A 14,429-nucleotide genomic window follows, 5' to 3' on the forward strand; every position below is an offset into this window, starting at 1 on the left:
TGACAAGGCGGTCCGGCCTTTTCCGTTCTCGACCACCTGCTACCCCGACCATGGCCACCAAACGCGACTACTACGAAACCCTCGGCGTTCCAAAGAACGCGAGCGAGGACGAAATCAAGAAGGCTTATCGCAAGCTGGCGATGAAGCACCACCCCGACCGCAACCATGGCGACAGCAAGGATGCCGAGACCAAGTTCAAGGAGGTCAAGGAAGCCTACGAGATGCTGTCGGACTCGCAGAAGCGGGCCGCCTACGACCAGTACGGCCACGCGGGGGTCGACCCGAACATGCGCGGCGGCGCCGGACCCGAGGGCTTCGGCGGCTTCGCGGAGGCCTTCGGCGACATCTTCGGCGACGTGTTCGGTGCCCGCACCGGCCGCAGCGGCGGCCGCCAGGTGTTCCGCGGCAGCGACCTGAGCTACGCGATGGAGGTCACGCTCGAGGAGGCGGCGGAGGGCAAGGAAGCGCAGATCCGCATCCCCAGCTGGGACGACTGCGGCAGCTGCAAGGGCACCGGCGCCAAGCCCGGCACCAAGCCGATCACCTGCACCACCTGCCACGGCAATGGCGTCGTGCAGATGCGACAGGGCTTCTTCAGCGTGCAGCAGACCTGCCCGACCTGCCACGGCACCGGCAAGATCATTCCCGAGCCCTGCACCACCTGCCATGGCCAGGGCAAGATCAAGAACCACAAGACCCTGGAGGTCAAGATCCCGGCCGGCATCGACGACGGCATGCGCATCCGCAGCACCGGCAACGGCGAGCCCGGCACCAACGGCGGGCCGCCCGGCGACCTTTACATCGAGATCCGGCTCAAGAAGCATGAGTTGTTCGAGCGCGACGGTGACGACCTGCACTGCGTGGTGCCGGTCAGCATCACCACCGCCGCGCTGGGCGGCGAGATCAGCGTGCCCACGCTCAAGGGCCCGGCCGCCATCGACATCCCGGACGGCACCCAGAGCGGCAAGCAGTTCCGGCTGCGCGGCAAGGGCATCAAGGGCGTGCGCTCGACCTACCCAGGCGACCTGTACTGCCACATCCGCGTGGAGACGCCGGTCAAGCTGACCGAGCACCAGCGCAAGCTGATGAAGGAACTGGACGAGTCGCTCAAGAAGGGCGGCAACAAGCACAGCCCCACCGACAAGGGCTGGTTCGACAAGGCCAAGGAATTCTTCAGTTAAGCCGGCCACGCCGGGCGGCCGGGCAGGCCCGTCACAACCACGGTACAACCGGCCTGCCCGTCGCGAGGACGGGCGCCGATTGGTATCAATTGGTCTCCGCGTGCCGTCGCGCCGGCTGGCGGGCGGGCGGCGAGCCGAGCCGGAGCGCAGGCCCTCCGTCTTCTTCAGACGTCCCCAGGCTGAAGACCCCCTCATATATATATATAGAACGAGAAGAACGAAGCGCCGTCCTGCTTACGGCCGCTTGCTGCATTGCCGCAAACAAGTCGGCCCGCCGCGGATTGCCTCGGAGCCCCAGGGCCGCCCTTTTCGTGCCGCACCGAAATCCCGCTTTCATGTCATGTCGGGAACAGTCTTTGCACATACCCTGCTGACGCCGGCCCGCGAATCGATGATGATGTCCTACATCCGCAGCGGTAGTGCAAGTGATGGCAGCATCTCTCCTCGGTCGTAGGCTCGGTTGGTTTTGCATCGCGTTTATGCCGAATGGTCCCGGATCCGCGTCGGAACTTTTAGACAGACGGTTCGTTCTTATTTGAAAACCAATTTGCTCGACGCGTTGTTTGTTCTATGCTTTGAGCCAAGTTACTGCTCGAGGAGTTTTTCCTAAGCGTGCTCAACTCACCTGGCACCATTCCTGCGAACGATGCGACGTGTGCAGCACGGAAACTCCGGGCAGCGCCCCGCTGACTCGATGGAGGTGTTTATGGATGTCATCAGTAACTTCGCCGCCCGTTACGAACGGACTCGCGAAGAGGTCCTCTCCCTGCAGGAGTACCTCGAGATCTGCAAACGGGAGCCCGCGGCCTACGCGACCGCGGCCGAGCGAATGCTCAAGGCCATCGGGGAGCCGGAGCTCGTCGACACGCGCAACGACCCACGCCTGTCACGCATCTTCGCCAACAAGGTCATCAAGATCTACCCGGCCTTCCGCGAGTTCTACGGCATGGAGGACTCCATCGAGCAGGTGGTCTCTTACTTCCGGCACGCGGCGCAAGGCCTGGAAGAGCGCAAGCAGATCCTCTACCTGCTCGGCCCCGTCGGCGGCGGCAAGAGCTCGATCGCCGAGCGGCTGAAGCAGCTGATGGAGCAGGTGCCCTTCTATTCCATCAAGGGATCGCCGGTCAACGAATCGCCGCTCGGCCTCTTCAACGCCACCGAAGACGGCGAGATCCTCGAGAAGGAATACGGCATCCCGCTGCGCTACCTGAACCGCATCCTGTCGCCCTGGGCCGTCAAGCGGCTCGAGGAATACGGCGGCGACATCCGGCAGTTCCAGGTCGTCAAGCGCTACCCCTCGGTGCTGCGCCAGATCGCGGTGGCCAAGACCGAGCCCGGCGACGAGAACAACCAGGACATCTCCTCGCTGGTCGGCAAGATCGACATCCGCAAGCTCGAGACCTATGCCCAGGACGACCCGGACGCCTACGCCTACTCCGGCGGCCTGTGCCTGGCCAACCAGGGCCTGCTGGAGTTCGTCGAGATGTTCAAGGCGCCGATCAAGGTGCTGCACCCGCTGCTGACGGCCACGCAGGAAGGCAACTTCAAGGGCACCGAAGGCTTCGGCGCCATCCCCTTCGACGGCATCGTGCTTGCGCACAGCAACGAGAGCGAGTGGAAGGCCTTCCGCAACAACAAGAACAACGAGGCGTTCCTCGACCGGATCTACATCGTCAAGGTGCCCTACTGCCTGCGCGTCTCGGAAGAGATCAAGATCTACGAGAAGCTGGTGCGCAACTCCTCGCTTGCGCTGGCACCCTGCTCGCCCGGCACGCTGCGCATGATGGCCCAGTTCTCGGTGCTGACGCGGCTGAAGGAGCCGGAGAACTCCAGCATCTTCAGCAAGATGCAGGTCTACGACGGCGACAACCTCAAGGACACCGACCCCAAGGCCAAGTCGATCCAGGAGTACCGCGACTACGCGGGCGTCGACGAGGGCATGAGCGGCGTGTCTACCCGCTTCGCCTTCAAGATCATCTCCAAGGTCTTCAACTTCGACAGCGGCGAGGTCGCGGCCAATCCGGTGCACCTGATGTACGTGCTCGAGCAGCAGATCGAGCGCGAGCAGTTCGCGCCCGAGACGGAGCAGAAGTACCTGTCCTACATCAAGGAGCTGATGGCGCCGCGCTATGCGGAGTTCATCGGCAAGGAGATCCAGACCGCCTACCTCGAGAGCTACTCCGAGTACGGCCAGAACATCTTCGACCGCTACGTGACCTACGCCGACTACTGGATCCAGGACCAGGAGTACCGCGACCAGGACACCGGCGAGGTGTTCGACCGCGGCTCGCTGAACGCCGAGCTCGAGAAGATCGAGAAGCCCGCGGGCATCAGCAACCCCAAGGACTTCCGCAACGAGATCGTGAACTTCGTGCTGCGCGCGCGGGCCGGCAACGCGGGCAAGAACCCGCTGTGGACCAGCTACGAGAAGCTGCGCACGGTGATCGAGAAGAAGATGTTCTCGAACACCGAGGAGCTGCTGCCCGTCATCAGCTTCAACGCCAAGAGCAGCGCCGACGAGATGAAGAAGCACGAGGATTTCGTCAACCGCATGGTGCAAAAGGGCTACACCGCCAAGCAGGTTCGCCTGCTCTGCGAGTGGTACCTGCGCGTGCGCAAGAGCTCATGATGAGCTGACAAGGGAGTTCGGCCGTGGCCATGCTGCAGCAGATCATCGACCGCCGTCTGTCGGGGAAGAACAAGTCCATCGGCAACCGCGAGCGTTTCCTGCGGCGCTATCGCGAGCAGATCGGGGAAGCCGTGCGCCGTGCCGTCAGCGGCCGCAACATCCGCGACCTCGAGCAGGGCGAGGACATCACGCTGCCCAAGCGCGACGTGTCCGAGCCGGTGTTCGGGCACGGCCCCGGCGGCGACCGCGAGTACGTGCATCCGGGTAACCGCGAGTACGTCAAGGGCGACCGCATCGAGCGGCCCCAGGGCGGCGGTGGCGGCAAGGGAAGCGGCTCGCAGGCCGGCGACGGCGAGGGCGGCGAGGACGACTTCGTCTTCCGCCTGACCAAGGAAGAGTTCATGCGGGTCTTCTTCGAGGACCTCGCCCTGCCCCACCTGATCCGCACCCAGCTGGCCGAAGTGCCGGAATGGAAGAGCCACCGCGCCGGCTTCACCCAGGACGGCATGCCCACCAACCTGCACGTGGTGCGCTCCATGCGCGGCGCGCTCGCGCGGCGCATCGCGCTGGGCGGCGACTCGCGGCGCGAGATCCGCGAGCTCGAGGCCCACCTGCTGCACCTGAAGCGCAGCCCGCGCGCCGCCGATGCGCTGGTGCAGCGCGAAATCCGCGACACCGAGGCCAAGATCGAGGAGCTCAAGGCCAAGGCCAAGCACATCCCTTATCTCGACCCGATCGACCTGCGCTACCGCAACCGCGTCAAGGTGCCGATCCCCTCGGCCAAGGCCGTGATGTTCTGCCTGATGGACGTCTCGGGCTCGATGGACGAGGCGCGCAAGGACATGTCCAAGCGCTTCTTCATGCTGCTGTATCTGTTCCTGACGCGGCACTACGACAAGATCGAGCTGGTGTTCATCCGCCACCACACCCAGGCCAGCGAGGTCACCGAAGAAGAGTTCTTCCACGCCACCGAGACCGGCGGCACCGTGGTTTCCAGCGCGCTCACGCTGATGCACGAGATCGTCCGCGCGCGCTTCCCCAGCAACGAGTGGAACATCTACGGCGCCCAGGCCAGCGACGGCGACAACTGGCACCAGGACAGCGGCCGCTGCCGCGAGTTGCTGGCCGACCACCTGCTGCCGCTGGTGCGCTACTACGCTTACGTGCAGGTGGCGGACGCCGAGCAGAACATGTGGGAGGAGTACAGCCAGCTGGTCGACTCCCACAAGAATTTCGCGATGCGCAAGGTCGCCGACGCGGCGGACATCTACCCGGTGTTCCGCGACCTGTTCAAAAAGGAGAGGGGGACGGTGTGAACGCCAAGAAACGAGAACCGCTGCCCAGCCCTTCGGACTGGACCTTCGATCTGATCGAGCGCTACCACAGCGAGATCGCCCGCGTGGCGCGCGGCTACAAGCTGGACACCTACGCCAACCAGCTCGAGATCATCACGGCCGAACAGATGATGGACGCCTACGCCTCGGTGGGCATGCCGGTCATCTACCGCCACTGGTCCTACGGCAAGCAGTTCATCTCGACCGAGAAGAACTACCGCCGCGGCCACATGGGGCTGGCCTACGAGATCGTCATCAATTCCGACCCCTGCATCGCCTACCTCATGGAAGAGAACACCATGGCCATGCAGGCCCTGGTGATCGCCCATGCTGCCTACGGGCACAACAGCTTCTTCAAGGGCAACTACCTGTTCAAGATGTGGACGGATGCCTCGTCCATCATCGATTACCTGGTTTACGCCCGGAACTACATCAGCGAGTGCGAGGAACGGCACGGCCTGCCGGCCGTCGAGGACCTGCTGGACTCCTGCCACGCCCTGATGAACCACGGCGTGGACCGCTACCGCCGCCCGCAGCGCCTGTCGCTGAGCCAGGAGCAGGCGCGCCGCGAGGACCGCGAGCACCACCTGCAGCAGCAGGTCAACGACCTCTGGCGCACCCTGCCCCGGCGTGCCGGCCGCAGTGCGGAGGAAGAAGAGGCGTCCAAGCGCTTCCCCTCCGAGCCGCAGGAGAACCTGCTCTACTTCATCGAGAAGAATGCACCATTGTTGGAACCCTGGCAGCGCGAAGTGGTGCGTATCGTGCGCAAAATCGGGCAGTACTTCTATCCGCAGCGCCAGACCCAGGTCATGAACGAGGGCTGGGCCACCTTCTGGCACTACACCCTGCTCAACACCCTGTACGACGAGGGCCTTCTGGCCGACGGCTTCATGATGGAGTGGCTGCAGTCGCACACCAACGTGGTGTACCAGCCGCCGGTCGGTCACCGCGCCTACAGCGGAATCAACCCCTATGCGCTGGGCTTCGCGATGTACACCGACCTGCGGCGCATCTGCGAGGACCCCACCGAGGAAGACCGGCGCTGGTTCCCCGACCTGGCCGGCTCGCCCTGGCAGCAGACGCTGGACTACGCGATGCGCAACTTCAAGGACGAGAGCTTCGTCGGCCAGTTCCTGTCCCCGAAGCTGATGCGCGACTTCCGCTTTTTCGCGATCCGCGACAAGGAAAACGAGCCGGAGCTCGAGGTCTCGGCCATCCACGACGACAGCGGCTACAGGCAGTTGCGGGAGTCGCTGTCGCGCCAGTACGACCTCAATCACCGCGAGCCGAACATCCAGGTCTGGAGCGTCAACCTGCGCGGCGACCGCTCCCTGACCTTGCGGCACACACAGCACAACGACCGCCCGCTGCACGACGATGCGCAAGAAGTGCTCAAGCATGTCGCCCGCCTGTGGGGCTTCGACGTGCACCTCGAGAGCGTCGACAGCCAGGGCCGGGTGAACCACCGCAAGGTGGCCGGCCCGCAGACCCACTAGTCCGCTAACCCGGCAGCTTCAGCCCGGCGCGCGCCGCCAGCGCGAGTTCGCGCGCATGGCACTGCTCGACGTGGTCGTTGACCAGTCCCATGGCCTGCATGAAGGCATAGACCGTGGTCGGGCCGACGAAGCTCCAGCCCCTCTTCTTCAGGTCTTTGGACATCGCCACCGACTCGGGCGAGGTGGTCATGGCCCGGAGCGCCTCGTAGGTAATGCGGCTCGGTCGCGAGGCCGCCTCGGGCTCGAAGTCCCAGGCATAGGCGGCGAGCGAGCCGAACTGCTCGCGCAGTTCCAGCACCCGCTGCGCGTTGTTGATGGCCGACTCGATCTTGCTGCGGTGCCGCACGATGCCCGCATCGCCGAGCAGGCGCTCCACGTCCTTCGGCCCGAAGCGCGCGACGCGCTCGGCATCGAACTGCGCGAACGCACGCCGGAAGGCCTCGCGCTTGTTGAGGATGGTGAGCCAGCTCAGCCCGGCCTGGAAGCCTTCGAGGCACAGCTTCTCGAACAGGCGCCGGTCGTCGGTGACCGGAAAGCCCCACTCGTTGTCGTGGTAGTGCTGGTAAGCCGTGGTGGACTGGCACCAGCGGCAGCGCAGTGCACCGTCTTCGCCCGCGAACAACCCGGGCCGCTCGGCGCTCACGCGCTCTCGCTCACGCGCACCAGCCCTTCGATCGCCAGCGCATAGCCCTTCACGCCGAAGCCGACGATGATGCCGCGCGCCGCCGGCGAGATGTAGGAATGGTGGCGGAACTCCTCGCGCGCATGCACGTTCGAGATGTGCAGCTCGATCAGCGGCACGCTCGCGCCCTTGATCGCATCGTGCAGCGCGATCGAGGTGTGCGTGTAGGCGCCCGGGTTCATCACCACGCCCAGCATGCGGCCGGCGGCCACCTCGCGGCCGGCCTCGTGAATCCAGTCGATGAGCTGGCCTTCGTGGTTCGACTGACGGCATTCGATGGCCACTCCCAGCTTCGCGCCCGCCTCCGCGCACAGGCGCTCGACGTCAGCCAAAGTTTCGTAGCCGTACTGCGCAGGCTCGCGGGTGCCGAGCAGATTGAGATTGGGGCCGTTGAGGACGAGGATCTTTTTCATGGGGCGTTTGTAGCAGGTGTTGCCGGCGTCGGGGTAGCACTCTTTGTGGCAATCTGCTGCTGCAGGGGCGTGGTCCGCCCGAAGGAATAGCACCCATGAACAAGAGCATGCCGCTGCTGGAGCGGCTCGCCGGCCCGTTGAAACTCGGCCTGGGCGGCGCGCCGCTGGGCAACCTCTATGAACAGCTATCCGACGCCGAGGCCGAGCGCACCCTCGAGGAGGCCTGGCGCCAGGGCCTGCGCTACTTCGACACCGCGCCGCTCTACGGCCATGGCCTCAGCGAGCTGCGCCTGGGCCGCATGCTGCGGACCCAGCCGCGCGAGGATTTCGTGCTCTCGACCAAGGTCGGCCGACTGCTGCGCCCCGACCCGGCCGCGCCGCCCGAGCGCGACGGCTATGTGCACGGGCTGCCGCTGGCACCGCATTTCGACTACAGCTTCGACGGCACCCTGCGCTCGATCGAAGAGAGCCTGGAACGCCTGGGCCTCTCGCGCATCGACATCGCGCTGATCCACGACATCGACCGCCACACGCATGGCCCCGACGGGCAGCCCGCACGCTTTCGCGAGGCGATGGAAGGCGCCTACCGCGCGCTCGATCGGCTGCGCGGCGAAGGCGTGCTGGGCGCCATCGGCATCGGCGTGAACGAGTGGGAGGTGTGCCGCGACGCCCTGGCCGCCGGCGATTTCGACTGCATGATGCTGGCCGGCCGCTACACCCTGCTCGACGACTCGGCCGCCCGCGAGCTGGTGCCGCTGTGCGTGGCCCGGGGCGTGAAGCTGATCCTGGCCGGTGTCTTCAATTCCGGCATCCTCGCGAGCGGCGCCACGCCGGGTGCGCATTTCCATTACCAGCCCGCGCCCGAGGCGGTGCGTTCGCGCGTCGCTCACCTCGCTTCGACCTGCGCCTCCTTCGGGGTCGCGCTGCCGGCCGCCGCGCTGCAGTTCGCGCTGGCCTGCCCCGCCGCGGCCGCGGTGGTGGTGGGCGCGCGCAGCGCCGAGGAGATCGCGCAAAGCGTCGCGCATGCGCAGGCGCCTGTTCCGGCGGCGCTGTGGGAAGCGCTGGCGCGTGAGGGCTGAAGCAGATGAGCACCCTGCGCATCGACGCGCACCAGCACTACTGGTCGCTCATGCACCGCGACTACGGCTGGCTGGCGGACACCCCGGCACTGCATCCGATCTACCGCGACTTCGGCCCCGAGGACCTGGCTCCCCTACTCGACCAAGCCGGCATCGACGGCACCGTGCTCGTCCAGGCGGCGCCCAGTGAGGCGGAGACCTGGCGCCTGCTGGCCCTGGCCGGGCAGCCCGCCAGCCGGGTGCGCGCGGTGGTGGGCTGGGCCGATCTCGCCGCGCCCGATGCGCCGGCCCGGATTCGCCGGCTCGCGCAAGAACCCTTGCTCAAGGGCCTGCGGCCGATGCTGCAGGACATCCCGGACCCGGCCTGGATCATGGACGCGCGGCTCCAGCCCGCCATCGAAACCATGACCGATCTAAGCCTGTGCCTCGATCTCCTGATCAAGCCGCACCAGCTCGATGCCACGCTGGCCTTCGCACGCGCCCATCCCTCGCTGCGCATGGTGATCGACCATGCCGCCAAGCCCGCCATCGCGCACCGCGCCTTCGAGCCTTGGGCCACGCAGATGGCCCGCTTCGCCGCGGAGACTCCGGTGTGCTGCAAGCTCTCGGGCCTCGCCACCGAAGCCGGCGCCGGATGGGACGCGGCCGTGCTGCGGCCCTATGTCGATCACCTGCTGCAGCACTTCGGCCCCGAGCGCCTGATGTGGGGCAGCGACTGGCCGGTGCTGAACCTGGCCGGCGACTATCTGCAATGGCACGCGGTGTCGGACCAGCTGCTCGCTGCGTTGTCCGCGGCCGATCGGGCACGCATCCGGGGTGCGAATGCGGCGGACTTCTATGGCATAAAGTGATGCGCCCCCGCACCCCATCACTTTTCCGCCCGCCCATGAAAACAAAAGCCGCCGTCGCCTGGCAATCAGGCCAACCGCTCAGCATCGAAACCGTGGATCTCGAAGGTCCGAAGTTCGGCGAGGTGCTGGTCGAGATCAAGGCCACCGGCATCTGCCACACCGACTACTACACCCTCTCGGGCGCTGACCCGGAAGGCATCTTCCCGGCCATCCTCGGCCACGAAGGCGCGGGCATCGTGGTCGATGTCGGCCCCGGCGTCACCTCCCTCAAGAAGGGCGACCACGTCATCCCGCTGTACACGCCCGAATGCCGGCAGTGCAAGTTCTGCCTCTCGCGCAAGACCAACCTCTGCCAGCTGATCCGCGGCACCCAGGGCAAGGGCCTGATGCCCGACGCCACCAGCCGCTTCAGCCTGGATGGCAAGCCCATCTTCCACTACATGGGCACCTCCACTTTCAGCAACTACACCGTGGCGCCCGAGATCTCGATGGCCAAGATCCGCGAGGACGCGCCCTTCGACAAGGTCTGCTACATCGGCTGCGGCGTGACCACCGGCATCGGCGCGGTCATCTTCACCGCCAAGGTGGAGGCCGGTGCCAACGTGGTGGTGTTCGGGCTGGGCGGCATCGGCCTGAACGTGATCCAGGGCGCAAAGATGGTGGGCGCCGACAAGATCATCGGCGTCGATCTGAACCCGGCGCGCGAGGCGATGGCGCGCAAGTTCGGCATGACGCACTTCCTCAACCCGAAGGAGCACGCCAACATCGTCGATGCCATCGTGCAGCTGACCGACGGCGGCGCCGACTACAGCTTCGAGTGCATCGGCAACACGCAGGTGATGCGCCAGGCGCTGGAATGCACGCACAAGGGCTGGGGCCGCAGCATCATCATCGGCGTGGCCGAGGCCGGCGCCGAGATCAGCACCCGCCCCTTCCAGCTGGTGACCGGCCGCAAGTGGGAGGGCTCGGCCTTCGGCGGCGCGCGCGGGCGCACCGACGTGCCGAAGATCGTCGACTGGTACATGGAGAACAAGATCAACATCGACGACCTGATCACCCACACCATGCCGCTGGAAGACATCAACAAGGGCTTCGACCTGATGAAGCGCGGCGAATCGATCCGCGGCGTGGTGCTCTACTGACGCCGGGCGAGCCATGGCGACGATGACACCGCTTCGCCAGGTCCGGGCCGGCGTGCTCGATGTCGGCTACCACGAGAGCGGCCCCGCCGAAGGCCCGCCGGTCGTGCTGATGCATGGCTTTCCCTACGACATCCACGCCTACGCCGAAGTCGCGCCGCTGCTGGCGGCGAAGGGCTGCCGCGTCATCGTCCCCTACATGCGCGGCTACGGCAGCACGCGCTTCCTCGATGCGGCGACGCCGCGCTCCGGCCAGCAGGGCGCCTTCGGCGCCGACCTGCTCGCGCTGCTGGATGCGCTGGCCATCCCGCGCGCCGTGCTCGCGGGCTACGACTGGGGCGGCCGCGCCTGCTGCATCGTGGCCGCGCTGTGGCCCGAGCGCTGCGCCGGGCTGGTCTCGCTCAACAGCTACAACATCCAGGACATCGCCGCCGCCGCGAAGCCCCTCGCGCCCGAGAACGAGCGGCGCTACTGGTACCAGTACTACTTCCACGGCGAGCGCGGCCGCGCGGGGCTCGAACAGGACCGGCGCGCGCTGTGCCGGCTGCTGTGGTCGCTCTGGTCGCCGACCTGGACCTTCGACGACGCCACCTTCGAGCGCAGCGCCGCCGCCTTCGACCACCCCGACTTCGTCGAGGTCGTGATCCACTCCTACCGCCACCGCTTCGGCCTGGTTACCGGCGATCCGGCCTACGACGACATCGAGCGCCGGCTGGCCGCGCTGCCGCCGATCACGGTGCCCGCCATCACCTTCGACGGCGCCGACGACGGCGTGATGATGATCGGCGGCACCGCCGCGCACGCCCGCCATTTCACCGGCCCGCACCAGCACCGCGTGGTGCCGGGCGCGGGCCACAACCTGCCCCAGGAAAAACCGCAGGACTTCGCCCGCGCGGTCCTCGACCTGGTGACATCTTCCCGACCATGAGCCCAGGCATCCGCACGCTTTCCGAACACCGCTGCTTCGGCGGCACCCAAGGCTTTCACGAACACGACGCACGCGAGATCGGCCTGCCGATGCGCTTCTCGGTCTTCCTGCCTCCGCAGGTTCGCCAGGGCCCGGTGCCGGCGCTGATGTACCTCGCAGGCCTGACCTGCAACGAGGAGACCTTCATGGTCAAGGCCGGCGCCCAGCGCCTGGCGGCCGAGCTGGGCCTGGCGCTGATCGCGCCCGACACCAGTCCGCGCGGCGCGCAAGTCCCCGGCGAAAGCGACAACTGGGACTTCGGCGTCGGTGCCGGCTTCTACCTCGACGCCACGCAGGCGCCCTGGGCCACGCACTGGCGCATGGAAAGCTGGATCGTCCACGAACTGCTGGAGGTGGTGGGCGGGCATTTCCCCATCGACGTCCATCGCGTGGGGCTCTTCGGCCACTCGATGGGCGGCCACGGCGCGCTGACGCTGGCGCTGCGCCATCCGGGCCGCTTTGCCTCGCTCTCGGCCTTCGCGCCGATCTGCGCGCCGACCGAGTGCCCCTGGGGCGAGAAGGCCTTCGGGGGTTACCTCGGCCCGGATCGCGAGCAATGGCTGGCGCACGATGCGAGCGCGCTGATGCAATCGCAGACCGCCGCGCCCTACCCGGAAGGCATCCTCATCGACCAGGGCCTGGCCGACAAATTCCTGGCCGACCAGCTGCATCCGCACCGGCTCGAGGCGGCCTGCCGCGCCGTGGGCCAGGCGCTCACGCTGCGCCGGCACGAGGGCTACGACCACGGCTACTACTTCGTGCAGAGCTTCGTGGCCGAGCACCTGGTGCACCACGCCCGGAGCCTCAAGCCCTGAGGCTGGCCTCGCCCGGCCGCACTCGATGAGCCAGTTCGTCCAGAGCCTGCACGAGGTGTTCGAGCGCATGGGCCGCATCGAGACGCGCCGCATGTTCGGCGGCCACGGCATCTACCACGATGGACGCATGTTCGCGCTGGTGGCCAGCGACACGCTCTACCTCAAGGCCGACGCCCAGACGCTGGCCGAATTCGAGAAGCGCGGGCTGGCCGCCTTCGGCTACGAGCGCGAGGGGCGGCGGACGGAGATGTCCTACCGCCAGGCGCCGGAAGAGATCTTCGAGGATCGGGAGGAGGCGGGTCGTTGGGGCCGGATGGCCTGGGAGGCGGCCTTGCGCTCGGGAACGCCCAAGCGCGCACGGCGCCCTGCCGCGCAGAAGAAGGGAAAAGGCAAGGCGCGCTGAGAGGGGTGCCAGATAATGGCTACCTGTCGGCCGTCCGTGATCGGATGGCCCGCATCTGAAAGTCTCTGGGTCGGCAACGCTGGAGAAATCATGAGCGACGCGCCGGAAACCCGCTACGCGAAGAGCGGGGACTATCACATCGCGTACCAGGTCGTCGGCCGTGGACCGTTCGACCTGGTGTTCATTCCCGGCTTTATTTCGAGCGTCGAGTATTGCTGGGAGGATCCCCGGCTTGCCCACTTCTATACGCGCCTGGCATCGTTCGCGCGCCTCATCCTGTTCGACAAGCGGGGGACGGGCATGTCCGATCCAGTGCCCGTCGAGCACCTGCCGACGCTCGAACAACGCATGGACGACGTGCGCGCGGTGATGGATGCCGCGGGGTCGCAGCGAGCCGCGCTCGTGGGGGTCTCGGAAGGTGGCGCCCTGAGTCTTCTTTTTGCCGCCACCTACCCGGATCGCATCAGCGCCATGGTGATCATCGGCACCTTCGCGCGCGTCGCCTGGGCGTCCGACTACCCATTCGGCGCCGGACCCGAGGTATGGCGCAAGATGCTCGACAAGTTGGAACAGGGCTGGGGCAAGGGCGTGCTGCTGGGCGCCTTCGCGCCCTCGCTCGTGGCCGATGCCGCCGCGCGCGAATCGTGGGCGCGCCTCCAGCGACGGGCCTCCAGCCCGGGCGCAGCAGTGGCCATGATGCGCATGGCCTACGAGATCGACACCCGTTCGATCCTGTCCGCCGTCCGTGTTCCGACCCTGATCCTCCATCGCCGCCAGGATCGCCTGGTGTCGGTCGAGCACGCGCGCTATCTCGCACGCCAAATCCCGGGCGCCCACTATGCGGAGCTCCCAGGCACGGACCACTTCTTCTGGACCGGCGACGCGGACGCCTACCTCGACCAGATCGAGGAATTCCTCACCGGAGAGCGGCACGCGGACGAATCAGACCGTGTGCTGGCGACGATCCTCTTCGCCGACATCGCCGGCTCGACCGAGCGCGCCGCCCAGCTCGGCGATGCGCGCTGGCACCGGCTGCTCGACAGCTACTACAGCGTCGCCCGCCGCCAGCTGGAGCGCTTCCGGGGGCGCGAGATCGACACGGCGGGCGACGGCTTCTTCGCGGCCTTCGACGGCCCGGCGCGCGCCATCCGCTGCGCCGCGGCCATCGGCGGCGAAGCCCGCCTGCTGGGCCTGGAGATACGCGCCGGCGTGCACACCGGCGAATGCGAGGTGATGGGCGCCAAGATCGGCGGCATTGCCGTGCACATCGGCGCGCGCGTCGCGGGCCATGCCAGTCCCGGCGAAGTGCTGGTGTCGAGCACGGTCAAGGACTTGGTGGCGGGTTCCGGGATGAGCTTTCAGGATCGCGGCTCGCATGCGCTCAAGGGCGTCCCGGGCCAATGGCATCTCTACGCCGCGGACACTGGGCGCTAGGGCGCT

13 protein-coding genes are annotated in these 14,429 nt (G+C 66.9%); 11 read left to right on the forward strand and 2 right to left on the reverse strand.

The annotated features are described in order from the left end of the window. Nucleotides 1-50: 50 nt before the first annotated feature. The 4 genes from dnaJ to AC3A6X_RS10705 all read left to right on the forward strand — a co-directional run bounded on the left by dnaJ (nucleotide 51) and on the right by AC3A6X_RS10705 (nucleotide 6,640). On the forward strand, nucleotides 51-1,181 hold the full coding sequence (gene dnaJ, locus AC3A6X_RS10690) for a molecular chaperone DnaJ (protein WP_487842153.1): 1,131 nt from the start codon (nucleotides 51-53) through the stop codon (nucleotides 1,179-1,181). Nucleotides 1,182-1,887: 706 nt separating this feature from the next. Beyond that, on the forward strand, nucleotides 1,888-3,810 hold the full coding sequence (locus AC3A6X_RS10695; protein ID WP_487842154.1) for a PrkA family serine protein kinase: 1,923 nt from the start codon (nucleotides 1,888-1,890) through the stop codon (nucleotides 3,808-3,810). A gap of 29 nt (nucleotides 3,811-3,839) precedes the next feature. Beyond that, entirely contained in the window at nucleotides 3,840-5,126 is a 1,287-nt protein-coding gene (locus tag AC3A6X_RS10700; RefSeq protein ID WP_181360523.1) for a YeaH/YhbH family protein, read from the forward strand. Continuing rightward, nucleotides 5,123-6,640, forward strand: coding sequence for a SpoVR family protein (locus tag AC3A6X_RS10705; RefSeq protein WP_487842155.1), 1,518 nt, complete (start codon nucleotides 5,123-5,125; stop codon nucleotides 6,638-6,640). The genes AC3A6X_RS10700 and AC3A6X_RS10705 overlap by 4 nt, the downstream gene beginning before the upstream one ends. A 4-nt stretch (nucleotides 6,641-6,644) precedes the next feature. On the opposite strand, the gene AC3A6X_RS10710 is transcribed toward AC3A6X_RS10705, so the two are convergent. After that, nucleotides 6,645-7,283, reverse strand: a complete 639-nt coding sequence (locus AC3A6X_RS10710) for a DNA-3-methyladenine glycosylase I (protein ID WP_487842156.1) — start codon at nucleotides 7,281-7,283, stop codon at nucleotides 6,645-6,647. After that, on the reverse strand, nucleotides 7,280-7,735 hold the full coding sequence (aroQ, locus tag AC3A6X_RS10715) for a type II 3-dehydroquinate dehydratase (RefSeq protein WP_487842157.1): 456 nt from the start codon (nucleotides 7,733-7,735) through the stop codon (nucleotides 7,280-7,282). The genes AC3A6X_RS10710 and aroQ overlap by 4 nt, the downstream gene beginning before the upstream one ends. Before the next feature lie 95 nt (nucleotides 7,736-7,830). Here aroQ and AC3A6X_RS10720 point away from each other — a divergent pair, with 95 nt between their 5' ends. The 7 genes from AC3A6X_RS10720 (at nucleotide 7,831) to AC3A6X_RS10750 (ending at nucleotide 14,423) form a co-directional block, all read left to right on the forward strand. After that, nucleotides 7,831-8,814: an aldo/keto reductase gene (locus tag AC3A6X_RS10720; RefSeq protein ID WP_487842158.1), complete on the forward strand. Its 984-nt coding sequence runs from the start codon at nucleotides 7,831-7,833 to the stop codon at nucleotides 8,812-8,814. 14 nt (nucleotides 8,815-8,828) lie between these two features. Beyond that, a complete protein-coding gene (locus AC3A6X_RS10725; protein WP_487842429.1) occupies nucleotides 8,829-9,665 on the forward strand; it encodes an amidohydrolase family protein in 837 nt (278 codons plus the stop codon). A 35-nt stretch (nucleotides 9,666-9,700) separates the two neighbouring features. Then, nucleotides 9,701-10,807: an S-(hydroxymethyl)glutathione dehydrogenase/class III alcohol dehydrogenase gene (locus tag AC3A6X_RS10730; RefSeq protein WP_487842159.1), complete on the forward strand. Its 1,107-nt coding sequence runs from the start codon at nucleotides 9,701-9,703 to the stop codon at nucleotides 10,805-10,807. A gap of 13 nt (nucleotides 10,808-10,820) precedes the next feature. Further along, nucleotides 10,821-11,732: an alpha/beta fold hydrolase gene (locus tag AC3A6X_RS10735; protein ID WP_487842160.1), complete on the forward strand. Its 912-nt coding sequence runs from the start codon at nucleotides 10,821-10,823 to the stop codon at nucleotides 11,730-11,732. Continuing rightward, nucleotides 11,729-12,586 carry an S-formylglutathione hydrolase gene (fghA, locus tag AC3A6X_RS10740; RefSeq protein WP_487842161.1) on the forward strand — a complete coding sequence of 286 codons (858 nt, stop codon included), beginning with the start codon at nucleotides 11,729-11,731 and terminating at the stop codon, nucleotides 12,584-12,586. The genes AC3A6X_RS10735 and fghA overlap by 4 nt, the downstream gene beginning before the upstream one ends. A gap of 25 nt (nucleotides 12,587-12,611) precedes the next feature. Continuing rightward, a complete protein-coding gene (locus AC3A6X_RS10745) occupies nucleotides 12,612-12,989 on the forward strand; it encodes a TfoX/Sxy family protein (RefSeq protein ID WP_487842162.1) in 378 nt (125 codons plus the stop codon). Between the two features lie 90 nt (nucleotides 12,990-13,079). Further along, nucleotides 13,080-14,423: an adenylate/guanylate cyclase domain-containing protein gene (locus tag AC3A6X_RS10750; RefSeq protein ID WP_487842163.1), complete on the forward strand. Its 1,344-nt coding sequence runs from the start codon at nucleotides 13,080-13,082 to the stop codon at nucleotides 14,421-14,423. Nucleotides 14,424-14,429 lie beyond the last annotated feature (6 nt).

It is taken from the genome of Variovorax sp. Soil_C_12, assembly GCF_057657375.1.